At 72.8% G+C, this 23880-nt stretch carries 15 protein-coding genes; 5 read left to right on the top strand and 10 right to left on the bottom strand.

Features of this window, described 5'->3' with window-relative positions; all coding sequences use genetic code 11:
- Nucleotides 1–26 precede the first annotated feature (26 nt).
- Nucleotides 27–1835, bottom strand: coding sequence for an ABC transporter ATP-binding protein (locus FYC51_RS12420; protein ID WP_148733887.1), 1809 nt, complete (start codon nucleotides 1833–1835; stop codon nucleotides 27–29).
- Complete coding sequence (locus FYC51_RS12415; RefSeq protein ID WP_420797236.1) at nucleotides 1832–3760, bottom strand: ABC transporter ATP-binding protein; 1929 nt, start codon at nucleotides 3758–3760, stop codon at nucleotides 1832–1834. The genes FYC51_RS12420 and FYC51_RS12415 overlap by 4 nt, the downstream gene beginning before the upstream one ends.
- 426 nt (nucleotides 3761–4186) lie before the next feature.
- On the opposite strand from FYC51_RS12415, the gene FYC51_RS19285 reads away from it, so the two are divergent.
- The 4 genes from FYC51_RS19285 to FYC51_RS12395 are packed head-to-tail and all read left to right on the top strand — an operon-like array spanning nucleotide 4187 to nucleotide 11713.
- Nucleotides 4187–7255 carry a hypothetical protein gene (locus tag FYC51_RS19285; protein ID WP_187432609.1) on the top strand — a complete coding sequence of 1023 codons (3069 nt, stop codon included), beginning with the start codon at nucleotides 4187–4189 and terminating at the stop codon, nucleotides 7253–7255.
- Complete coding sequence (locus FYC51_RS12405; protein WP_148733886.1) at nucleotides 7252–10002, top strand: ABC transporter permease; 2751 nt, start codon at nucleotides 7252–7254, stop codon at nucleotides 10000–10002. Before FYC51_RS19285 ends, FYC51_RS12405 begins: the two co-directional genes overlap by 4 nt.
- Nucleotides 9999–11033 carry an ABC transporter ATP-binding protein gene (locus FYC51_RS12400; RefSeq protein ID WP_148733885.1) on the top strand — a complete coding sequence of 345 codons (1035 nt, stop codon included), beginning with the start codon at nucleotides 9999–10001 and terminating at the stop codon, nucleotides 11031–11033. Before FYC51_RS12405 ends, FYC51_RS12400 begins: the two co-directional genes overlap by 4 nt.
- A complete protein-coding gene (locus FYC51_RS12395; RefSeq protein ID WP_148733884.1) occupies nucleotides 11030–11713 on the top strand; it encodes an ABC transporter ATP-binding protein in 684 nt (227 codons plus the stop codon). Before FYC51_RS12400 ends, FYC51_RS12395 begins: the two co-directional genes overlap by 4 nt.
- A gap of 75 nt (nucleotides 11714–11788) precedes the next feature.
- On the opposite strand, the gene FYC51_RS12390 is transcribed toward FYC51_RS12395, so the two are convergent.
- From FYC51_RS12390 to FYC51_RS12355, 8 genes are all read right to left on the bottom strand, one after another.
- A complete protein-coding gene (locus FYC51_RS12390) occupies nucleotides 11789–12247 on the bottom strand; it encodes an SRPBCC family protein (protein ID WP_148733883.1) in 459 nt (152 codons plus the stop codon).
- A 99-nt stretch (nucleotides 12248–12346) separates the two neighbouring features.
- Entirely contained in the window at nucleotides 12347–13603 is a 1257-nt protein-coding gene (gene ddaH / locus FYC51_RS19740; RefSeq protein WP_148733882.1) for a dimethylargininase, read from the bottom strand.
- A gap of 31 nt (nucleotides 13604–13634) precedes the next feature.
- On the bottom strand, nucleotides 13635–14729 hold the full coding sequence (locus tag FYC51_RS12380) for a Glu/Leu/Phe/Val dehydrogenase family protein (RefSeq protein ID WP_148733881.1): 1095 nt from the start codon (nucleotides 14727–14729) through the stop codon (nucleotides 13635–13637).
- A 107-nt stretch (nucleotides 14730–14836) separates the two neighbouring features.
- On the bottom strand, nucleotides 14837–16450 hold the full coding sequence (purH, locus tag FYC51_RS12375; protein ID WP_148733880.1) for a bifunctional phosphoribosylaminoimidazolecarboxamide formyltransferase/IMP cyclohydrolase: 1614 nt from the start codon (nucleotides 16448–16450) through the stop codon (nucleotides 14837–14839).
- The gene (gene purN / locus FYC51_RS12370; protein ID WP_148733879.1) at nucleotides 16447–17040 is read right to left on the bottom strand and encodes a phosphoribosylglycinamide formyltransferase; all 594 of its coding nucleotides are present in this window, start codon (nucleotides 17038–17040) and stop codon (nucleotides 16447–16449) included. Before purN ends, purH begins: the two co-directional genes overlap by 4 nt.
- A gap of 89 nt (nucleotides 17041–17129) precedes the next feature.
- Nucleotides 17130–18437 (bottom strand): cell division protein PerM, encoded by a 1308-nt coding sequence (locus tag FYC51_RS19280; protein WP_187432608.1) that lies wholly within the window; start codon nucleotides 18435–18437, stop codon nucleotides 17130–17132.
- A 31-nt stretch (nucleotides 18438–18468) separates the two neighbouring features.
- Nucleotides 18469–19974: a hypothetical protein gene (locus FYC51_RS12360; RefSeq protein WP_148733878.1), complete on the bottom strand. Its 1506-nt coding sequence runs from the start codon at nucleotides 19972–19974 to the stop codon at nucleotides 18469–18471.
- Nucleotides 19975–20072: 98 nt separating this feature from the next.
- A complete protein-coding gene (locus tag FYC51_RS12355) occupies nucleotides 20073–20636 on the bottom strand; it encodes a hypothetical protein (RefSeq protein WP_148733877.1) in 564 nt (187 codons plus the stop codon).
- Between the two features lie 281 nt (nucleotides 20637–20917).
- Between FYC51_RS12355 and FYC51_RS12350 the strand changes: the two genes are divergently transcribed.
- Nucleotides 20918–23662, top strand: a complete 2745-nt coding sequence (locus FYC51_RS12350; RefSeq protein WP_148733876.1) for a prealbumin-like fold domain-containing protein — start codon at nucleotides 20918–20920, stop codon at nucleotides 23660–23662.
- The last annotated feature ends 218 nt before the right edge of the window (nucleotides 23663–23880 follow it).

The raw sequence follows: 23880 nt of genomic DNA, 5'->3' as shown, positions 1-23880 counted from the left end.
GGCATCCGCCCCGCTCGCCTCGCCCCCTAGACGAGCGAGTCGCGCCAGGCCGCGTGCAGCGCCGCGAACCGGCCCTCGCCGCCGATGAGGTCGGAGGGTGCGCCGTCCTCGACGATGCGGCCGTGCTCCATGACGAGCACGCGGTCGGCGATCGCGACCGTCGAGAGGCGGTGCGCGATGATGACGGCCGTGCGGTCGGCGAGCAGCGACTGCAGGCCCTCCTGCACGAGGCGCTCGCTCGGGATGTCGAGCGAGGAGGTCGCCTCGTCGAGGATCAGCACCGCCGGGTTCGCGAGGAACGCTCGCGCGAACGAGATGAGCTGCCGCTGACCCGCGCTCACGCGTCCGCCCCGCTTGTTCACGTCGGTGTCGTAGCCGTTCGGCAGCGACTCGATGAACTGGTGCGCGCCCACGGCCTTCGCCGCGGCCACGATCTCGTCGAACGACGCGTCGGGCCGCCCGAGGGCGATGTTGTCGGCGACCGAACCCGAGAACAGGTACGCCTCCTGCGTCACCATGACGATCGCGCGGCGCAGGTCCTTCGGGTGCATCCGCCGCAGGTCGACGCCGTCGAGCTCCACGACGCCGTCGCTCGGGTCGTAGAACCGCGCGATGAGCTTCGCGAGCGTCGACTTGCCGGCGCCGGTCGACCCCACGAGCGCGACCGTCTGCCCGGCCGGGATCTCGAGGTCGAATCGGGGCAGCACGACGCGGTCGGCCGTGTACGCGAACTCGACGCGCTCGAACCGCACCGCGCCGTCGGCCGTCCAGAGGTCGACCGGATGCGTCGGATCGGGCACGCTCGGCTGCTCCTCCAGCACGCCCGAGATCTTCTCGAGGGCGGAGGCCGCCGACTGGTAGGAGTTGTAGAACATCGCCAGCTCCTCCATCGGGTCGAAGAAGCGCTTCGTGTAGAGCACCGCTGCGAGCAGCACGCCGACCTCGAGGGCCCCGTCGACGACGCGGAAGCCGCCGATGAGCAGCACGGCCGCGACCGCGATGTTGCCGATGAGCGCGAGCGACGGGTTGTAGATCGCGAACAGGCCGAGCACCCGCGCGTTCACGTCGCGGTAGTCCTCGACGAGGTCGCCGAACTCCTCCTCGTTGCGACGCTCCTTGCGGAACGCCTGCACCGCGCGGATGCCCGTCATCGTCTCGACGAACTGCACGATGAGCCTGGCGCTCGCAACGCGCGAGCGACGGAACAGCTTCTGCGAGCGCAGTTGGAACCATCGCGTGAGCAGCGCGAGCGGCAGGAGCGTCGCCACGAGCACGAGGCCCGAGACCCAGTCCAGCCACACGAGCGCGATCGCGGTGAACACCATGTAGAGCACGCCGCGCACGAGCTGGTTGATGCCCTCGTCGAGCAGCTCCCGGATCGCGTCGAGGTCGCTCGTCTGCCGCGAGATGATGCGACCCGACGTGTACGACTCGTGGAACTCGAGCGAGAGCTTCTGCGTGTGCAGGAACACGCGCGTGCGCAGGTCGATGAGCACGGCCTGGCTGATGCGCGCCGACAGGCGGATGTACCACGCGATGAGGAACGCGCCGACGGCGCCCGTCACGAGGTACGCCAGGCCGGCGAGGCTCACCGGCATCCAGTCCTGCTGCATGAGCGCAGGCAGGCCCTGGTCGATGCCGTACGCGATGATCGCCGGGCCCGCGACCTGCGCCGCGGTCGAGACCACGATGATCGCCATCGTGGCCCACAGCTGCGCACGCAGCGGGTTCAGCAGCGATCCGAGCAGGCGCAGGCTGCGCGCCCGGATCTGGCGCGACTCGGCCTTCGTGTACTCGTGGCGCTCCTCGCCCTGCACGCCGGTCACGGTGCTCATCGGATCGCCTCCTCTCGTACGGTCTCTTCGGGTGGTCGGGTCCCGGCCGACGCGGCCGTCTCCGACAGCTCTTCGTCGTCGATCAGGTCGGATGCCTCCGCCTTGGCGCGACGCTCCTCGTCCTCGAGGCTCGAGATGACGAAGCGGTAGTGCTCCGACTCCCGCAGGAGCTCCGAGTGCGTGCCGACCGCGGTGATGCGGCCCTCCTCGAGGAGCGCCACCCGGTCGGCGAGCATGACCGTCGACGGGCGATGCGCGACGATGAGCGCGGTCGTGTCGGCGAGCACGCTGCGCAGCTCCGCCTCCACCTTCGCCTCGGTCGTGACATCGAGCGCCGACAGCGGGTCGTCGAGCACGAGCACCGCCGGCTTCGCCGCCACCGCGCGTGCGAGCGCGAGGCGCTGCCGCTGGCCGCCCGAGAGGCTCATGCCCTCCTCCCCGACCTTCGTCTCCACGCCGTCGGGCAGGTCGTACGCGAAGCCGGCCTGCGCGATGCGCAGCGCCTCGTCGAGGACGCGCTGCGCCTCGGCGCGGGTGGCCGGGTCGTCGCCCGCGAGCTCGGGGCGGCCGAGCAGCACGTTCTCGCGCACCGACGCCGAGAACAGGGTCGCGTCCTCGAACGCCATCGCGATGTGCCGGCGGAGCTCCTCGCGCGTGAGCGCGCGCACGTCGACGCCGTCGAGCGTGACCGAACCCGACGTGACGTCGTAGAGTCGCGTCGTGAGCGCCGTCATGGTGGTCTTGCCGCTGCCCGTGAGGCCGACGAGCGCCATGGTCTCGCCCGGCTGCAGCACGAGGTCCACGCCGTCGAGCAGGTCGCCGAAGCGCTCGGGCGAGTCCTGGTAGCGGAAGTGCACGTCGTCGAACGCGAGCTCGCCGCGCGGACGCTCGACCGACACCGGACGCGCCGGGTCGGTCACGTCGTTCTCGCTGTCCATGATGTCGAAGAACCGGTCGGTCGCGGTGCGCGCGTCCAGCGAGAACGCGAGCAGGAAGCCGATCGACTCGATCGGCCACGCCAGCACCGCCGCGGTGGCGAAGAACGCGACGAGCTGGCCCATCGAGAGCTGCGCCTGCGACGCGAGCCACACCCCGAGCACGAGGCAGATCGCGAGCGCGACCGTCGGCACGATGAGGATCCACACCCAGATGTTCGCGTCGAGGCGCGCCTTCTCCATCTCGGTCGAGCGCAGCTGCTCGGCCTGCGCGCGGAACGAGCTGAGCGCGTGCTTGCCGCGCCCGAACGCCTTCAGCACGCGGATGCCGTGCACCGACTCCTCGACCGCCGTGGCGAGGTCGCCCGACTGGTCCTGGCTGCGCCGCGACACCTCTGAGTAGCGGCCCTCGAAGCGGTAGCCGACGATCCACAGCGGGACCGAGCAGGCGAGGAAGACGAGCCCGAGCACCCAGTTCATCGAGATGAGCACGATCGCGCCCACGATGAGCACGAGCAGGTTGCCGACGAGCAGCACGAGCCCGAAGGCGAGCCAGCGGCGGATGAGCCCGAGGTCGCTCACGGCGCGCGAGAGCAGCTGCCCGCTCGGCCAGCGGTCGTGGAAGCTCACGGGCAGGTCCTGGAGCTTGGCGTAGAGCGCGTTGCGCATGCGCGCCTCGACCCGGGTGGTCGGCGTGAGCACCAGCCACCGGCGCAGCGCGAACATCGCCGCCTCGCCGACGCCGAGGGCGAGCACGAGCAGCGACAGCGGCACGACCGCGGCGCGGTCGCCGTCGGCCAGCGGGCCGTCGACGATCGACTCGAGCACCTGCGGGATGGCGAGCGCGATGAGCTGCGCGACGAGGTAGGCCGCCATGCTGGCGACGATCGCGACCATCGCGGGGCCGATGTACGTGCGCAGCCGGTACAGCGCGCGCACGGTGCCGACGCGGGCGACGGAGGGGTCGTGGTGGAGCGGGGTGGCTGACAAGCCGGTTCCTTCCGGAAGGCGCAGCTGGGGTCCTCGTGGGACGCCGAGCGGCGTGCTGGATCGAGCGACGCGAGAGTGGGCGCGTCAGGGCGCGGGCGGATGCCGCGGATCGTGCAGGCTGCGCCTGCGGGGCTGGGAGCGGAGCTACCCGGAGATGCCCTCGTGCACGAGGAACGCCGGACGGGCAGCGCCGCCGACCGCGACCGTGCGGGCGTAGCTGTCTGTCGTCATGGTGTCCTCCTGCGTCGTCGTCGTCGAACCTCGCGGCCGGCGATTTCTCGCGCAGGCCAGCCCTACAGCCTATGGGGATTCGACAGTCGCATGCAAGACCGATCTGCGGGGTACGCTGTGCGAATTCGTCGACGCGCGCGGCGGTGCCCTACACCACGCTCTCGCGCGACCGGACCGACGTCTCGAGGAGACCCCGTGGGAGCACTGCGCATCGCGTTCGCGCGCGCCGCGGCGCGCGCGGGCGTGCTCGGATCGGTCGCGGCCGTCGTGCTCCTCCTCGCCGGCCTCGGCACGGGCGTCGCCGACGCGCTCGCGGGCGCGTCGACCTCGGGCCTGCGTGCGGAGGTCGCGTCGACCACGGGCATCGACGCCGCCGCGCGCTGGCAGATCCGCATCGCACGCGACGCCGACGCGCAGGCGGATGCCGCGGCATCCGCGCTCGACCGCATGATCATGCCGCACGGCGCCGCGTGGACCCGCACCGTCGAGACCGCGCCCGTCGACGCCGTCGCCGACGACGGCACCACGTTCGGCGCCGTGCTGCTCGCCGACGCGGGCGTGCCCGGCCGGGCCGTGCTCGAGAGCGGATCGTGGCCCGAGGCCGACGACGCGATCTCGGCCGCGGCCGACGCCGACGCGCTGCCCACGGCGCTGCACGCCGCCGCGGCCGCCGCGCTCGACCTCGCCGACGGCGACGTGATCGAGCTGGAGGACGGCGACGGTGCGCGACGGCTGCTCGTCGTCGGCACGTGGTCGCCGACCGATCCCACCGAGCCCGCCTGGTTCGGCGAGCCGATCGTCGCCACGGGTGCCGTCGAGGGCGGCGCCGGCCCGTTCCTCGTCGGCGACGACGCGATGGACGACCTTCCGGCCGCCACGATCGTTCGCTGGACGGCGACCGTCGACGCCGACGAGCTGACGCCCGACGCCGCCACGGCGCTGCGCTCGGCCCTCCCGAACGTGGAGCCGGCGTTGCGGGCGGACGAGGCGGTCGGCACCGACGGACTCGCCGCCCTCGGCGGCCTGGGTGCGACCCTCGACCGCCTGCTCGCGGGGCTCGGCGCCGTGCGCGCGATCGCCCCGCTCCCACTGCTCCTGCTCGCGTTCGCCGGATTCGCCGCGCTCGACCGGCTCGCCGCGCTGCTCGCGTCGTCGCGCCGCGGCGAGACCGTGCTGCTGCGCGCCCGCGGCGCCTCGGCGACCCGGCTCGCGCGCGACACGGCGATCGAGGTCCTCGCCGTCGGCATCCCGGCGGCGGCGGTCGGCGCGATCGCGGCAGAGGCCGTGCTCGCGGTGCTGCGCCCCGGGGAGGCCCGCGCCTGGCCGCTCGCGGTCGTCGCGGCATCCGTGGCGGTCGTCGGCGCCGTGCTGCTCGCGGCGGGCCGGGCCTGGCGGGACGCGACCCGCCCGGTCGTGCGCGGCTCGGGCGACGAGGTCGGGCGGATGCCGCGCCTCGCCGCCGCGGGCGGCGCCGTGCTGCTCGCGGTCGCCGCGGCCGTGGCGCTGTGGCAGTTCCGCCTCTACGGCTCGCCGCTCGTGCGGAGCGCGGCGGGCACGGTCGAGGTCGACCCGCTCGCCGTGCTCGCGCCCGTGCTCGTGCTCGTGGCCCTGTGCCTCGCCGCGCAGCTGCTCACGCGCCCGATCGGCCTGCTGCTCGAGCGTGTCGGCGCGCGACCGCCCGGCCTCGTGCCCGCGCTGCCGATGCGCCAGCTGGCCCGGCGCGCGGCGTCGTACTCGTCGGCGTCGCTCGTGGCGATGCTCGGCGTCGCCGGGATCACGCTCGCGGCGGTGTTCGCGGGGAGCTGGCAGGCGTTCGACCGGGCGGCATCGGCCGTCGAGACCGGCGGAGACGTGCGCGTGGTCCTCGCCGGACGCGATGTCGTGCGCGGCGACGACCCGCTCGCGCTCGTCGATCCGTTCGCCGACGTCGAGGGCGTCGCCGACAGCGTGCCGGTGGCCCGCGGCGAGGCCCGGATCGGCTCGGAGCCGGCGACGATCCTCGCGCTGCCCGTGGCGGCGTGGTCGGCGGAGGCCGACGGGATCGACGGCGACCGTCCCGCCGGCGATGCCGTCGAGCGGCTCATCACCTCGGGCGAGTCCGCCGCACCTGCGCTTCCCGACGGCGCCGAGTCCGTGACCGCGCGCGTGGTCATCGACGCGCCCGCCGGCACGCCCGGCTCGGTGGCGGTGACGGCCTGGGTCCTCGGCGCCGGCGGGGACGCGCGCCGGCTGCCGGCCGGCGAGTTCGCGGTCGCCGACGGCGGCGGCACGGCCGAGGCGGAGCTGCCCGATGCACCGGGCCTGCACCTGCTGGGCTTCGCGGCGTCGCTGTCGGGGGCGCAGGATGCCGACGAGGTTCCCGTGGCGATCGACGAGGTCACGGCCGTCGGCGGCGATGACGCCCGGACCGGGGACGACCTCGCGGTGGACGGCACGATCGAGCTCTCCTCGACCCGTCCGAGCGGCCGGCTCCCGACTGCAGCCGGATCCACCGATCCGCTCCCCGTCCTCCTCGGCGCCGCCCTCGCCGAGGAGATCCAGGCCGGGCCGGGCGACCCCCTCGCCTTCCGTCTGCTCACGGGCGGCGCCGACGTCGACGCCGTCGTGGCCGGCGTCGCCGACACGGTCCCCGGCGCGGGCGACGCCGCCATCCTCGCCGATCTCGGCGCGCTGTCCCGAGCCGCGTTCGACGCCGGCGCGGGCGTGCCCGCCTCCACCGAGCGCTGGCTCGCGACGACGGAGCCCGACCGGGTCGCCGCGACGATCGAGCATGACCGCACGGCGGCGCTCACCACGCGCACGGCGGCGGATGCCTCGTCGTCGCCGTTCATCGCGACCGCCCTCGCCGCCCTGTGGGTCGGGGCCGTCGGCGCGCTGCTGTTCGCCCTCGTGGCCGTCGTCGCGCTCGTCGCCGCCCTCGGTCGCGCCCGCTTCGGCGAGGTCGTGGTGCTGCGCGTCGTGGGCGTGCCCGCCCGGGTGCAGGCGCGCGCCCGCTTCGCCGAGCTCGCCGCCGCGGTGCTCGCCGCGAGCGCGGTGGGCGTCCTCGTCGGTGCCGCCACGGCCCTCGTGACCGCGCGCGAGCTCGCCCGGGCGTCCGTCGCCGGCGCACCGGCTGCGCTGCCCGTCCCGGCGCAGGTCGACTGGCTGCCGTGGGCCGTCGCGCTCGCCGCGTTCCTCGGGCTCGCGGCCGCGATCGGCGCGGGCGCCGCGGCATCCGTGCGACGCGTGGCCGGGCAGCCGGGCCTGCGGGAGGAGGAGCGATGAGCGGGCACCGTTCGCACCTGTCGACGCCCGGCCTGCTCCGCCGGCAGTTCCTCGCCGGACCCGGCGCCTCGATCGCCCTGGCCGTGCTCGTGCTCGTCGGGGCGTTCCTCGCCACCGCCGTGCCGCGGGCCGTCGCCGCGCTGCACGACGCGGCCCTCGCCGAGCACCTCGCGCAGTTCCCGGCGAACGAGCTCGACCTCACCACCGAGACGCGGGCGCACCCCGACGCCGGCCCGTCGACCGGGAGCACGACGCTCGCCGACGACGTCGACGCGGTCTGGGGGCACCAGGAGGACCTCCTCCGCGGCATCCGCGACCGACTGCCCGAGCCGCTGCACGGCATCACGGGCGAGCCGCTCGCCGCACTCACCATTGGGCCGGTTCGGGCCCGAGTGCCCGGCGCCTCGCCGAGCTCGCCCGAGTACCGGGTGATGCCCGGATTCGACCCGCGCCTGCGCGAGCACGTCGAGCTCACGTCGGGCGACTGGCCCACCCCCGTCGAGGGCGGACTCGACGGTGCGACGCCCCTCGACGTCGTGGTCATCGACGCCGTCGCCGACCGCATGGACTGGGAGCTCGGCGAGGTGCGCACGTTCGGCCAGGGCACGCTCGACCAGCCCATCCGGCTCGTCGGCACCGCCGCGCCCGTCGATGCCGACGCGGGCATCTGGACCCACGTGGCCAGCGCACTGACGCCGTCGGTCGTCGACAACGGGCTCGCCCCGCCGATCATCACGGGCGTCGTCTTCGTCGATCCGGGCTCGTGGCCCGCGTTCGCGGAGGTCAGCCTGCCGACGATCATGCAGGCGTGGATCCCCGTCGAGACCGGCCGGATCGTCGCCGGTGAGACCCCCGAGCTGCGCGGGCGACTGGGCGAGTTCTCGAGCGCCGTGCACAACCTCGGCTCCGGCGACTTCACCGGCTTCGTCGCGACGGTCGGCGACGTCGGCTTCCTGAGCGGCCTCGGCGAGGCGCTCGGCGAGGCCGCCTCCGCCGCGGCCGCGAGCGACGCCGTGCTCGCGACCATCGCGTCGGGTCCGATCGGCGTCATGATCGCCGTGCTCGTGCTCGGCGGCAGGGTGGTCTTCGAGCGACGCCGCACCGGGCTCGAGCTCGCCGCGGCGCGCGGCGCCGCGACCGGCCAGCTCCGCGGCATCCTCGGCCTCGAGGGGCTCATGATCGGCGTGCCCGCGGCCCTGGTCGGCGGCATCGCCGGCACCCTGGCCGTCGCCGCCGATGCCGGGCCGGGCGGGTGGCTGCTCGTCGCCGCGTTCGCCGTGACCCCCGCGATCCTGCTCGTCGCGTCGGCCCCGGCACTGAGCCCCCTGCGGCGCGCCCGTGCCGATCTCGGCGGCGCCCGCGGCGGCCGGTTCCGGTGGATCGTCGAGCTCGTCGTGGTGCTGCTCGCGGCGGCGGCCGTCGTGCTGCTCCTGCGGCGCGGTCTCTCGACGTCCGCAGCTGAGACCGGCGTGGACCCGCTCCTCGCGGCGGTGCCGCTGCTGCTCGCGCTCGTCGCCTGCATCGTGGTGCTCCGCCTCTATCCGCTGCCGCTCGCTCGCCTGGTCCGCGCCACCGGCGCCCGGTCGGGCCTCGTGCCGTTCCTCGGCTCGGCGCGGGCGCTGCGCGACCCGAGCGCGGGCCTCGTGCCGGTGCTCGCGGTCGTCGTCGGCGTCTCGGTCGCCGTGTTCTCGGCCGTGCTGCTCGGCACGGTGCAGTCCGGCGTCGATCGGGCCGCCGACCGGCAGGTCGGGGCGGATGCCGCGGTGTCGGGCATGCCGCTGACGCTCGCGCAGCTCGACGAGTTCCGCGCCGTGCCCGGGGTGGAGGCGATCGCCCCGGTGTACTCGACGCGCGGCGCGGACCTCTCGCTCGACGGCCGGCCGCGCTCGACGACCCTCATCGTCGTGGACGCCGCCGAGATGCGCGCCCTGCAGGCCGGCCGCGCCGACGCCACCCCCCTGCCCGAGGCCCTCGCCGACGCGACGGACGACGACGGCGTGCCGGTGCTCCTCTCGGGCATCGTCGACGAGCTCGTCGGGCAGGCCGACACGGCCGAGCTCGACGGCCAGTCGTTCCGCGCGCTCGGGGTGGTCGACGGGCGCACCGCGTACTCCCCGCGCGCCAACTGGGTGCTCATGGACCGTGCGAACGCCGAGCCGTTCACCGACACGCTCGTGCCGCGCACGGTGCTGGTGCGCTTCGAGCCCGGGGCCGACGCCGACGCGGTCACCGCCGCCCTCGCATCGATCGCGGGCGAGGGCACGACCGTGACCACGCCCGACGATCTCGCCGCAGAGCTGTCGGGCCGGCCCACCGCGCAGGGCCTGGTGGTGGGGCTCGTCGCCGCGATCGTGCTCGCGAGCCTGCTCACCGCCCTCGCGATCGTGCTCACCCTCGTGGTGGGGCGACCCGCCCGCGACCGGCTGCTGCCGCTGCTCGCGACGCTCGGCCTCGGGCGCCGCGGCGAACAGGCGCTCGTCGCCTGGGAGGTCGGGCCCGTGGCGGTCGTGGCGGTCGTCGTCGGCGCCGCGCTCGGCGTCGTGCTGCCCGTCGTCGTGCTGCAGGGCGTCGACCTGCGCGCGTTCACGGCCGGTGACGCGCAGCCGGCGATCGCGTACGACCCGTGGCTCATCACGGCGGTGCTCGCGGGTTCGATGCTCGTATCGGTGGCGGCCGCGTGGGCCGCCGCGCGCATCGGCAGCCGCGTCGACGCGGCTCGCGCGATGCGCAAGGAGGAGGAAGGATGATCGGCGTGGCCGAGACGACGGAACCGCACATCCTGTGCACCGACCTCGTGCGGATCTTCACCGCCGACGGGGTCGAGGTGCAGGCGCTGCAGGGCCTCAACCTCCGCGTCGACCAGGGCGAGATGGTCGCCGTCGTCGGCGCGTCGGGCTCGGGCAAGTCGACGCTGCTCACCATCCTGTCGGGGCTCGACACCGCCACGGCCGGTGTCGCCCGCGTCGCGGGCCACGACCTGCTCACCATGAATTCGCGCGAACGCGTGGCCTACCAGCGACGCACCGTCGGGTTCGTGTGGCAGCAGACCTCGCGGAACCTCCTGCCCTACCTCACGGCCGGCGAGAACATCGCCCTCGCGATGAACGTCGCGCGCACGCGCCGCGGTGCGGAGCGGGCACAGCGGGTCGACGAGCTGCTCGAGCTGACCGGGGTGGGCGAGGCGCGCGATCGGCGTCCCGGTGAGCTGTCGGGCGGGCAGCAGCAGCGCGTCGCCATCGCGGTCGCCCTCGCGAACGCGCCCCTCGTGCTGCTCGCCGACGAGCCGACCGGCGAGCTCGACGAGACCACCTCGGCGTCGGTGCTCGAGGCCATGCGCGGCGTCAACGAGGAGCTCGGCGTGACGACGCTCATCGTGACCCACGATCCGACGGTCTCGGGCCACGTGCGCCGCACGGTGCAGATCCGCGACGGCCGCACGTCCACCGAGGTGCTCCGCTCGACGCGCGTCGACGAGCACGGCGCCGAGCAGCACGTCGCGGAGGAGTTCGCGGTGCTCGACCGGGTCGGTCGCCTGCAACTCCCCCACGAGTTCGTGCAGGACCTCGCGCTCCGCGATCGGGTGCGGCTCGCGCTCGAGCCCGATCACGTGGGCGTGTGGCCGGGCCACGAGGGGGCGGATGTCCCGTCGCGACGCGAGAGCTCCGCTGACATGCCGCCCGCGGCATCCGCGCCCGACCCGGCACCGCCGCACCGCGGCCGCCATGCCGCCCCGGCATCCGACGACGCCCCCGACAGCGCACCCGAGGAGGACCGATGACCACCCTGCGCGCCGAAGCGGTGAGCCGCGTCTTCGAGACGGCCGGCGAGGCGGTGCCCGCCGTGCAGGACGTCTCGCTCGAGGTGCGCCCCGGCGAGCTCCTCGTCGTGACCGGCCCGTCGGGCGCGGGCAAGACCACGCTCCTCAACCTGCTCGGCGGCCTCGACCGGCCGACCGCGGGCCGCGTGTTCCTGGGCGACGACGAGCTGTCGGCACTGGGCGAGGACGAGCTGGCCGCGGTGCGTCGCGACCGCCTGGGCTACGTCTTCCAGTCGTTCGGGCTCATCCCCGTGCTGTCGGCGGCCGAGAACGTCGAGGTGCCGCTCCGGCTCCAGCGGATGCCGCCGGCCGAGCGCGACGCGCGCGTCACCGAGTCGCTCGAGCTCGTCGGCCTCGGCGGGCACGCGGCCCAGCGCCCCTACGAGCTCTCGGGCGGACAGCAGCAGCGCGTCGGCATCGCCCGGGCGCTGGCGGCCCGCCCGCAGCTGCTGCTCGCCGACGAGCCGACGGGCCAGCTCGACAGCGGTACGGCCGCGACCGTCATGGACCTCATCGGCGAGCTCGTGCACGCACGCGGCGTGGCGGCCGTCGTGACCACCCACGACGCGGCGCTCGTGCGCCGCGCCGACCGGGTGCTCGAGCTGCATGACGGGCGGACCAAGGCCCCCGCGATCACCTGAGACGAACGCACGGTTCTGACGGTGCGGCGGTGCAGACACGGATTCCACCCGCCGCACGTCGACCTCGGTCGATCCTCAGGACGCCGCGGCTTCCGCTGCCTTCTTCAGGTCGGCGGCGACCTGCTCGAAGTTCTCGTCCAGAGGCGGGATCATCCGGGCGACGAACGGGTAGAGCGGACCGCCGATGCGTTCGACGACCACCACTCGCGTGCCGCCCGCCTCGCCGCTGAGGGAGCACGTGCGGAGGAACATCGCATTGCCCAACACCAGGCGCGAGTTCGGCTCGAACTCCTTGATCTTCAACGAGAACGTGCGGCTCGGGTCGACTGTCGAGACGAGCTTGATCTTCGAGCCGAGCGCGATCCGGCCATCCAGCGAGACGACCGTCGAGTTCCACCTCGGGATCTCTGCCGCAGTGGTCAGCAGTCGCCATACCGTCGCGGCGTCGGCGTCGATGTGCTGGGCGATGCGGGTGGAGCGACTGAACGTGGTGCGGGTCGTGGAGGCGACTCCATCGGATGCAGTGGTGGACATGTGATTCCCCGTTCTCTGCCTGAGGCCGAGTGTAGAGCGCACGGTCACCGTTGGAGTGGATTCGTCGGGTTGCGATGACCGTCGGAGCCCGCCGAACGGCTACCGCACGCGCACCGACAGGCACGTGACGCAGCCCTCGAGCTTCTCGAACTCGCCGATGTCGACCGTGACGACGCGATAGCCGAGGTCGGCGAGCATCGCGGCGGTCTTCGGCGCCGCCGACGACATGAGCAGGGACTCGGGCGACAGCTCGACGACGGCCACGCCCTCGGGCTCGGGAACCGGCAGGAACCGCGGGAACAGGCTCGGCACGTCGACCAGGTCGGGGTCGCCGATGATCGTGCCGTCGGGCAGCGCGGTCATCGTGCTCTTCAGGTGCAGCGCCTTCGTCACCGGCACGGCGACCACGGAGTAGCCGTGCGGCGTGAGCAGGCTGCGCAGCTGGCGGATGCCCTCGGCGTTCGTACGGCTCGACGCGCCGACGTACACCGTGGAGTCGACCTTCAGCACGTCGCCGCCGTCGAGCGTGCCCGGCAGCTCGATGCGCTGCACGGTGAGTCCCGGGATGGCGCGCACGGTGCGCTCGGCCGCCTCGATCTCTGGGCGTCGCGACTCCGCGCCGGGGCTCGTGATCACGGCGAGGTCGCCGAAGAGCACGACGGTGTCCTCGACGAACACCGAGTCGGCGAGCTCTGGGGCCGCATCGACCTCGAGCGTCTCCCAGCCCTCGGCGAGCAGTGCGGCGCAGTAGTTGTCCCACTGCTCGTCGGCGAGCTCCTTGTCGACCGGGAGGCGATCGCGATGCGTCAGCTCTGCCTCGTCGAGGTTCGACGCTGGGATGCGCACGAGCGCCATGCGCCGCGGTGCGCGATTCGGGGCGTAGCGCAGGATGCCGCGAAGCACCTTCGGCGCGAGGAACACCTCGGCCGCGGTCGCCGCGAGGATGAACACGAGGTTGAGGCTCACGAGCGAGCCGACCACGAACAGGTACAGCTGCGCCGACAGCGGGTTGCCGGCGCCGGCGGCGGTCACGGTAGTGGCGAGCAGCGCCGCGAGGCACGACGACGTCAAGCCGGTGATGAGCGCGAGGAACCACGCTCGCGTCGCGCCGAGCGCGTTCGCGATCGACAGCAGGAGCCACGTGATGAGCGCGACGAGCGCGAAGTGCGGGACGAGCTGCGAGAAGATCCTGGGGTCTTGACCGTTGCCGACGAAGAACGAGAACAGCGCGACGACCATCGCCGAGACGGCCACCACGGCGGCCGACGTGAGCACCGCCAGCACCCGCCGCCCCGTGGTCGGCGCCGGCCGGAACCGGGCAGGGGCGGGCGGGGGCGTGGCGGCGGGGGACGTCATGGCACCGAGCCTATCGGCCGGTGCCCACCCCTCAGCGCGCGGCGTCGAGGCGAGCGCGGGCGAGTCGCTCGGCGGCCGCGAGCGTCGTCGTGCCGTGCTCCTCGGCCGACCGCAGCACGGATGCCACGGTGTCGCCGATGCCCGCGATCCGGGCGTCGAGCGCCGCCTGGTCGGCGTCGGGCGCACTCGCGACGTCGAGGTAGATCACGCCGCCGGCGTTGGCCACGAAGTCGGGCGCCCACACGATGCGACGCTCGGTGAGGCGGGCGGCGACGTCGCGCGAGGCGAGCTGGTTGTTCGCCGCGCCGACCACCGCGCGCACGCGCAGCGCGTCGACGACCTCGTGCGTGAGCACGCCGCCGAGGCCGCAGGGCACGAACACGTCGGCCTCGACGAGGTGCGCCTGGTCGGGCGCCACCCACGTGGCGCCGAGCTCCTCGGCGAGCGCACGCTTCGACTCCGCGACATCCGTCACCGTGAGCCGGGCGCCCGCGGCGGCGAGGCTGCGCGCGAGGCGGCCGCCGACCTGGCCGAGGCCGGCGACGACGAAGTGGCGACCCGTCACGTCGTTCGACCCGAACACGTGCCCGAGGGTCGCGAGGATCGAGGCGTAGACGCCCGCGGCGGTCGCGTCGGCGGGCTCGCCGACGCCGCCCTGCTCGGGCGGGAGGCCGCACACGTGCGCGGTGCGCTCGGCGACGACGGCCATGAGCTCCGCGCTCGTGCCCACGTCTTCGGCGGTCATGTAGGCGCCGTCGAGCGACTCGACGGCGTCGCCGAGGTCGAGCATCGCGGCGATGGTGGTCTGCTCGTCGAGCGTGACGCCCGAGGGGATGCAGACGACGGACTTGCCGCCGCCGCGCGCGAGGCCGGCCGCGGCGTTCTTGAGGGTCATGGCCTGCGAGAGGCGCAGGGCGTCGGCGAGGGCGTCGGTCCAGTGGCCGTAGCGCCAGACGCGCGCGCCGCCGAGGGCCTGGCCGAGGCGCGTGGAGTGCACGGCGACGATGATGGTGAGGCCGGAGCGGGGACCGCGGGTGATGAGCACGCGCTCGTGCTCGGGGGCCTCGGTGGGAAGTGCTGCGCTGACCTCGGCTGCAGGGGTGGCCGGGGCGTGGGTGATCGTCATCGATCGGTCTCCTTGTCCATCCGCTTCGTGGGCGGAACCGTGCGGGCGCCTTCTGAGCGCCTCACTTCAAGGGTACCGCCGTCGCGCGCTCGCGGTGGCCAGCCGACTCAGTGGAAGAAGTGCCGCTCCCCGGTGAAGTACATGGTGATGCCGGCCGCGTTCGCGGCCGCGACGACCTCCTCGTCGCGCACGGATCCGCCGGGCTGCACGACCGCGCGCACGCCGCCGTCGATGAGGATCTGCAGCCCGTCGGCGAACGGGAAGAACGCATCGGATGCCGCGACCGAGCCCGCGGCCCGGTCGCCCGCGCGCTCCACTGCGAGCTTGCACGAGTCGACGCGGTTCACCTGTCCCATGCCGACGCCGACGGACGCGCCGCCGGAGGCGAGCAGGATCGCGTTCGACTTGACGGCCCGGCAGGCGCGCCACGCGAAGTCGAGGTCGGCGAGGGTCTCCTCGTCGGCGGGTTCGCCGGCGGCGAGCGTCCACTCCGCCGAGGACGCGAACCGCCGGTCAGCCTGCTGCAGCAGCATCCCGCCCGAGACCTGGCGGAGCTCGACCGCGGTCGGCGAGAAGCCCTCGGGCAGCGTGAGGAGGCGGATGTTCTTCTTCTGCGTGAGCAGCTCGACCGCCTCGGCCTCGAACGCCGGCGCGACGAGCACCTCGGTGAAGATGCCCGACACGGTCTCGGCCATGCCGAGCGTCACGGTGCGGTTCGCGGCGATGACGCCGCCGAACGCCGACACCGGGTCGCACTCGTGCGCGCGGCGGTGGGCGTCGGCGATCGGGTCGGATGTCCCGGGCGTCGCGACCGCGATGCCGCACGGGTTGGCGTGCTTGATGATCGCCACGGCGGGCTCGTCGAAGTCGAAGGCGGCGCGCACCGCGGCATCCGCGTCGACGTAGTTGTTGTACGACATCTCCTTGCCATGCAGCTGCACCGCCTGCGCGATGCCCGGGCGGCCGCCCTGCGACGCGTAGAGGGCCGCCCGCTGGTGCGAGTTCTCGCCGTAGCGCAGGTCGGCGGTCTTCGTCCAGGACCCGCCGACCCAGGCCGGGAACGGCGACACGTCGACGGCCTGGTCGGGCGCCACGACGCTGCCGAGGTAGGAGGCGACGGCGATGTCGTAGGTCGCCGTGTGGCGGAACGCCTCGCGTGCGAGCTCACGGCGCTGCGCGAGGGTGGTGCCGCCGCCGCGGACCGCCTCGACGACCTCGTCGTAGCGGTCGGGCGAGACGACGACCGCCACGTTGGCGTGGTTCTTCGCGGAGGCGCGGACCATGGCGGGTCCGCCGATGTCGATCTGCTCGACCGCCTCGTTCGGCGAGGCGCCGGCGGCCACCGTCTCGGCGAACGGGTAGAGGTTCACGATGACGAGCTCGTAGGGCTTGATGGCGAGCTCGGCGAGCTCGCGTTCGTGGTGCTCGAGGCGCAGGTCGGCGAGGAGCCCGGAGTGCACGGCGGGGTGCAGCGTGCGCACGCGCCCGTCGAGGTGCTCGGGGTAGCCGGTGACCGAGGCGACCTGCGTGACGGGCAGCCCCGCCTCGGCGATCGCGGCGCTCGTGCCCCCCGTCGACACGATCTCGACGCCCGCGTCGACGAGCGCCGTCGCGAGCTCGACCAGCCCGCGCTTGTCACTGACTGCGACGAGCGCACGGCGCACGGGCACTCGGTCGCGTTCCCGGTAGAGGGTCGGGTCGATCGATCGGCCGCTGCTCATCTTCTGCTCAGTTCCTTCAGGTCGAGATGCGAGTTGGCGATGTCGAGCACGGCCTGGATGAGCAGGCGGCGCTCGACGGGCTTGATGCGGTCGTGCAGGGTCGACTCGGTGTCGCCCGGCAGCACCGGCACGCGCTCCTGCGCGATGATGGGCCCGCCGTCGACCGAGTTGTCGACGACGATGAGGCTCGCCCCCGTCTGGTCGACGCCGGCGGCGATCGCGTCGCGCACGCCGTGCGCCCCGGGGAACTCGGGCAGGTACGCGGGGTGCGTGTTGATGAGGTGCGGCGAGAACGCGTCGACCACGGCGGGCGGCACGAGGCGCATCAGGCCCGAGAGGATGACGAGGTCGGGCCCCCAGTGACGCACCTGCTCGATGAGCGCCTCGCCCCACGACTCGCGGTCGGGGTAGGCCGTGAACGGGACCGTGAAGGTCGGGATGCCGAACTCCTCGCCCAGGAGGAGGCCGTCCGCCTCGCGGTCGGCGCCGATGGCGACGACGCGCGCCGGGAACTCGGCGTCTTCCGAGGCTTCGAGCAGGGCGCGGAGGTTGGAGCCTGTGCCCGAGATGAGCACGACGAGCTTCTGCACCACTCGAGCCTACCCGCTGCGCGGATGCGCACCGTGCGGGGCATCCGACGCTCGGATGCCGCGACTGCCCGCCCGGAGCGACCGCGGGGTCAGCGGTCGACGAGGTCCGACAGCGCGTTCGACCGCAGGTGGGCGTCGTCGCGCTCGCTGCGTTCGTCGCGGTCGTCGACGTCGTCGCGTCGGCCACGGAACCGCGCGGCGTAGACCCCGACGAGCGCGCCGATGCCGACGGTCGCGGCGGCGGCGATCGCGACGGGCAGCGGCGCCGGTCCGACGTCGGCGAGCCGACCGGGGCCGGCCGCCCCGCCCGACCACCACGCGAGCAGGCCCGTGACGATGCCAGCGACGACGGATGCCGCGACGGCGACCGCGAGCGGCGCCCACCATCCTGCGCGCGGCACGTCGCGATCGGGGTCCTCGCCGCTGCCGACGAGCCAGCCGCCGACGAATCCGAACAGCACGGGGACGATGAGCCAGAGGGCGCCGAGCGCGGGGGCGTCGGTCGGCAGCGCCCCGAGCACCGGGATGCCGGGCACTGGGCCGAGCAGCGTGCCGCCCGGGGACACCAGGCTTCCGGTGCCGATCGCGAAGCCCGGACCGAGCAGCCACGCCGCCGCCCAGATCACGAGGTTCGGCAGCAGGGCGAGCTCGGCGACGGTGAGCGCGATCCCGCCGTCGACGCCGGCTCCGAGTGCCTGGTAGAGCCCGGCGATGGTCGCGTAGTCCAGCGCGATCAGCACGGCGACGAGCACGGCCGAGACGCCGAGCACGCCGAAGACCGCGCCGGCGCCGATCCGCACGGCGGCGCGACCGCCCGCGACGAGACCGGCGGGCACCGTGGCGAGCGCCCGGCGCACGAGGCCGGTCGCGGCATCCGTCGTGCCCGCCGTGCGCAGCACCTCGCCGACCGCACCGATGACGACGCCGAGCGCCACGACCGCCGCCGGCAGCCATGCCGCCTGCCACACGTCGGCGCGAGCCGCGTCGTCGGCCGCGAGGAGGGCGAGCCCCGCTCCGGCCACGACGTAGACGACCACCGCGGCGACCCCGCCGCTGAACGAGTGGCCGCCCGCAGCCGATCGGCGTCCGATGCGGCGTCCGAAGGCCACGGTGATGAGGGCGAACCCGAGCATGGCGATCGTGATGGGGAACGGGTCGGCGGCGCCCGGCACCGGAATGCGCCCGGCGGTGACCGGGTCGAGCTGCACCACGAGGTCGACGCCGTGGCCGAGCAGCCACACGTCGGCCGACGTGCGGAGGAACACCCCGGCGTCGACGGCGAGCTCGAAGTGCACGGCCCACAGCAGCATGAGCGGCACGAGCACGAGGCCGAGCCCGATGAGCGCCGCGACGGATGCCTCGAGGGCGGCCAGCAGGGCGATCGTCGTGCGTCTCATTCCTCGGCGAGCCTAACCCGGCCCGCCGGGCTCAGTCGGTGCGACGTGCGGGATCGGACGGACTCGCCGGCGGCCGCGTCGACTCCCCCGTCTCGACCACCACGGCATCCGCGAGCACGAGCGTGTCGGCCTCGTCGTCGGATGCCGCGTCGGCCTCGAGATCCGCGACCGCAGCGGCTTCCGCCTGCGCCTCCGCGACCTCGTCGGCCGGGCGGCGCAGGAGCTCGACGATCAGCAACGCCACGAGCGACAGCACGAGCGTCCAGAACACGACGCCGAGGGTCACCGGTCGGTTGAACCACACCACGGCCGCCGCGACGAGCGCGATGAGCGTGTAGGCCACGCCGCGCCAGCGGTCGAGCGCCACTCCGAACGCGCCGGTGGTGATGCCGCGCTTGGCGGCGGATCGGCGGACGGCGGTGAAGCCCGACCCCGCGAAGTCCCTCGCCGCGCGCGCCGGACGCCAGGGTCCGGAGAACCACGCGATCACGGCGATGAGCAGTGCCAGCACGAACAGGGCCAGGATCGTCGACATCATGAACTCGACCAGGCCGTCGAACAGCGACTCCGCGGCATCCCGCGGCATGATCGACGGGCTCACGGCGCCGATGAAGTAGAGGCGGCCGACGCCCGCCCCGGCGGCGAGCAGCCCCATGCTGAGGGCGAAGCCGCCCGCCGTCCACACCAGCGCCTTGGGCCGGTTCTTCGCGATCAGCACGCCGGCCACGAGGAGGCCGAGGCAGATCCACGGGATCCAGGTGCCCGCCGCGACCGCGAGCGCGTACACCGTCTGCACGAGCGTGAACGCGTCGTTCTGCGCGACGACGATGCTGCGGTCGACGTCGGGGATCGCGGACGCGAAGCCGACGCCCTGGTCTTCGAGGCGCTGCTTCACCGCCTCGACGATCGGACCGAGCTGCACAGACAGCGTGCCGCCGCTGCCGATCTCGAGCGCCGCGTCGGGGCTGCCCTGCACCGCCGCGACGAACTGCGTGTGCGAGGCGCGGAGCGCGGCCGCCCAGATGTCGGCGAACGCCTCGGAGGTGACAATGCGGTCGACCACGCCTGCGACCAGGTTCTGCAGTCCCTGCGTCGCCGGCTGCTCGAGCAGGCCCAGCGCGGCCTCGGCACGCGGGGGCAGGTCGAGCTGCTTGAGCCCGTCGAAGAGGTCGGCCGTCAGGGCTGGGATGTCGACCTGCTCCTCGATGGCCGCCGTCACCTCGTCGGCGATGTACGCCTGCACGTCGGGATCCTCGGCCATCGGCGCGAAGGTGGCGACGAACCGGTCGGTGTCCACGAGCTCGAGCCTGGCCCAGCCCGCGATCACCGCGACCGGTGCGAGGATCAGGCCGATGACGACGAGCACGATCGCGGCCGCCGTCCGGCCACGTCCGCGACTGCGGCGCGCCGCCGCCTCGTCGGAGGGCGTCGCGCCCAGCGCCGTCGCTGCGGCATCCGCCTCGGACTTGAGCGCCCGGTTCTCCGCCTCGAGCTCCGCCACCCGCGCCTGGAGCTCGCTCGTGCTCATCTCGGCCATGTCGGCCCCCTCCCCATTGGGATGACGATATCGCTCCGAGGCCCCGCGCGGTCAGTGGATCCGCGCGGAATCGGATTCCCCCGTTCGAGGGCCCGACCTCAGTGGATGAAGGCCTTCAGCACGATCATCGCGATGCCGAACGACGCGGTGCCGAGCGCGCCGGCGACGCGGATCGGCCACGACGACCCCCGCCGCGAGAACGCGATCCAGCCGAGCACGGCGAGCACCCCCACGCCCGCCCAGAGCGCGGTCCAGATCGCGTACTGGTCGGGGATCGCACGCGTCGCGCCCAGCAGCAGGATGAAGGACGGGATCAGTGCGGAGGCGAGCAGGCCCAGCGATCGCCGGAACGAGATGCGGAACGCCTCGCGGAGGCCGATCATGCGCTCGTGGTCGAGCCCGTGTCGCGCGACGGTGCCGGCGTAGACGTGGGCAGCCCAGAAGACGATCACCGTCACGAGCACGGTCCAGAACACCGACCACGAGGACTCGCCGTGACCGCCGGCCACCACGATCATGCCCGAGACGAGGATCACGCCGTAGACGGACTCCTCGGTCGCGAACGTCGTGCGCATGAACGGGTGCGCGAGGAGCTTCGGCGGCCGCGCGGCCGCACCGTCGGAGGGCGCGCGGCCCGCGGCATCCGATTGCGACTCGACCATGCATTCACCTTCTCACGGCCGAACCCCTGATGACCCCTGTTTTGGAGGGTGAGCAATGCTCAAATCTTGTTTCGGCGGCCATACCCGCGGGTGTACTGTGCGACAGAACGTGAGACTCCCCTCCGGGGATCGATGCGGCCGGAACGATTCCCGCGGTCCGGCATCGAACGACACCGCCCCGGCGCGTGCCCGCGCGCCGTCGCTCTGCCATGCGCACCGCCCTGGGAGGGAAGCGTCCGGCTCACCCGAACCGGACGAACCTGAAACACCCGGAGGCGATGATGCCTTTCACGAATCCCCCGCGTTCCGACGACCTCGTCTGTCCGCCCAAGCGCAAGCGCGGGCGGGCGCTCGTCGCGTTGGGCGGCGCCGCAGCCCTGGTCCTCACCGGCGTGCTCGCGTCTCCCGCCTACGCGGGGCACGACGAAGTGAGCCTGCCCGGCAGCAACTTCGAGATCGACTCGAATGCGAACCTGAAGGTCGACGACCCCGCGCCGTCGATCGACTGGGCGGGCGTCAACGAGACCAGGAAACCGGATCTCGCGAGCGGTTCCGGTGACGACTCCTTCGGCAACGGCACGAAGGAGGACACGGCCGTTCCGTCGGTCGTCGACGGGAGCATCCCGCCGAACAAGAGCGACCTGCTCAATTTCGGCGTCTACCGCGAGACAGTCGGCACCACCGACTTCCTCCACCTCTTCTGGCACCGCGTCCAGGAGCCGAACGGCACGACGAACATGGACTTCGAGTTCAACCAGTCGCCGACGATCTCCGGGAACCAGGTGACACCGGTCCGCACCGAGGGCGACCTGCTCATCCAGTACGACCTCTCGCAGGGCGGCGTCAACCCGCAGTTGTTCGTGGCGTACTGGCTGACGGATGCCAGCTTCAACCCGCCGTACCAGAACCCCGCTCTGGCGGTCACGCCAGCGAACTGCGTGGCGTCGAACTCGTTCCCCTGCTGGGGCCTGCGTGCGAACCTCACCACCGCAGGGCTCGCCACCGGTTCGATCAACTCGACGGCCATCCCGTTCGCCGAATCTGACGGACTCGGCGTGAACAACAACCCGGTCTCCGTGCGTACGTTCGGCGAGGCGTCGATCAACTTCACGACGCTCCTCGGCACCCAGGGGTGCACGTCCTTCGGCAGCGCCTACCTGAAGAGCCGCTCGTCCGACTCGTTCACGGCGGCGCTGAAGGACTTCATCGCCCCGACGGCCGTGAACATCTCGAACTGCGCGAAGGTGATCATCCGGAAGCAGACCGATCCTGATGGCGCGACGACGTCCTTCGGCTACACGAAGACGTTCACGACGGCTCCCACGTCCGTGAACACCTTCAGCCTCGCCGACGGCGGCGTGCAGACCTACAACGGCGTGTTCTTCGGAACCGGCCTGAAGGTCACCGAGGACGTAATCCCGGCCGGCTGGAAGTTCGACCACGTCGACTGCAGCGCGAGCACCGGCGTGACACCGTCGATCTCGGGCACCGAGGTCACGTTCGACCTCAACGCCGCCACCGACATCCTCGACTGCACGTACTTCAACGAGACGGGCGGCGAGGTCATCATCCGCAAGGCGACCGATCCGAGTCCGGATCCGAGCGACTCGCCGTTCGGCTTCTCGTCGAGCTTCGATCGACTGTCGGGCGCCAATGATCCCTCCTTCAGCCTGAAGGACGGCGAGGATTCGACCTACACCGACGTGCTGCTCGGCACCGGCTACACGGTGACCGAGGACACGCTGCCCACGGGCTGGAGCCTCGAGTCGATCAACTGCGACGCGAGTTCCGGAGTGACGCCGAACATCAACCTGGTGACCGGCACGGTCACGTTCGACATCGACGATGCCGACGACCGGCTCGACTGCACCTACGGCAACGAGACGGGCGGCCAGGTGATCATCCGCAAGGTGACGCAGCCGAGTCCCGACGCGAGCGACACCTCGTTCGACTACTCGACCGTGCTGTCGACGCTCGGCGGTGACGTCGATCCGACCTTCTCGCTGAAGGACCAGGGGAGCCAGTCGTACGACAACGTGCTGTTCGGCTCAGGCCTGAACGTCACCGAGGGCACCCTGCCTCCAGGTTGGGAGCTCGTCGACGTCGACTGCAGCGCGAGCTCGGGTGTGACTCCGTCGATCGTCGGCGCGTCGATCACCTTCACGATCGATGACTCCGAGGACCTGCTCGACTGCACGTACACGAACCGGTCATCCGGGTCGATCGTCGTCGAGAAGATCACGGACACCGGTGACGGGTCGTTCGACTTCACGTCGAACACGCTCACTCCGTCGTCGTTCACGCTGACGACGACCGCCGCGGGTGACGCGGGCAAGGACTCGGAGACCTTCTCCGACCTCGACCCCGGCACGTACGACGTGGCGGAGACGGTTCCGGACGACTGGAACCTGGTCAGCGCCACCTGTGACGACGGTTCGGACCCGGCCGCGATCGGGCTCAGCCCGGGCGAGACCGTGACGTGCACGTTCCACGACGTGCGTGAGGTCGGCTCGATCGAGATCACGAAGACGCGCAAGCACGCGGCCGACGGTCTCGGGGTGGATCACCCGCACGCGGACGTGGACTTCGTGATCACGGGCGGCGAGCTGCCGGCCGAGGGCATCACGGTCACGACGGATGCGAACGGCGTCGCCTGCGCCACGGGCCTGCTCGTGAGCGGCATCGCCGGGGTCTACACGATCGAGGAGGTCGTGCCCGACGGCTACGTGATGGAGGTCGACGGATCGCAGACCGCCTTCGTCGAAGAGGCGAGCGCGGCGGATTGCTCCGACGCGAACGACGGCGCGAAGAAGTCGTTCCACAACATCCCGCTGACGAAGATCACGGTCAGCGTCGACTCGATCGTTCCGGGTGGGACGTTCTCGAGCATCGACTGCTACCCGACCGGCGCGCCGGACGGAGTGATCGAGGAGGACGGCATCACCGATGAGGTGGATGACATCAGCCTCGAGCTGAACAACCTGGAGCCGCAGCACATCACGTGCGACTTCGTGATCGACCCGTGATCGAGAGGAGCTGAACGCTCAACCGATTTGATCCAGGAGGCCCCGTCGGCGCCGCCGGCGGGGCCTCCCCATGGCTCGAACGAGAAGTCCCCCGATCTGGGGACATGAGTATTCCTCATATCAGTATCGGCGCCGTCGGGACGGGAGTAACGTCAACCACGGCGTGAGGCCCCCCAGACCTCCTACGGCGCGATGCACGCCCCGCGATGATCTACCCC

This window comes from Agromyces mariniharenae (assembly GCF_008122505.1).
GTDB lineage: Bacteria > Actinomycetota > Actinomycetes > Actinomycetales > Microbacteriaceae > Agromyces > Agromyces mariniharenae.
This window is presented reverse-complemented; position numbering and strand designations above follow the sequence as displayed.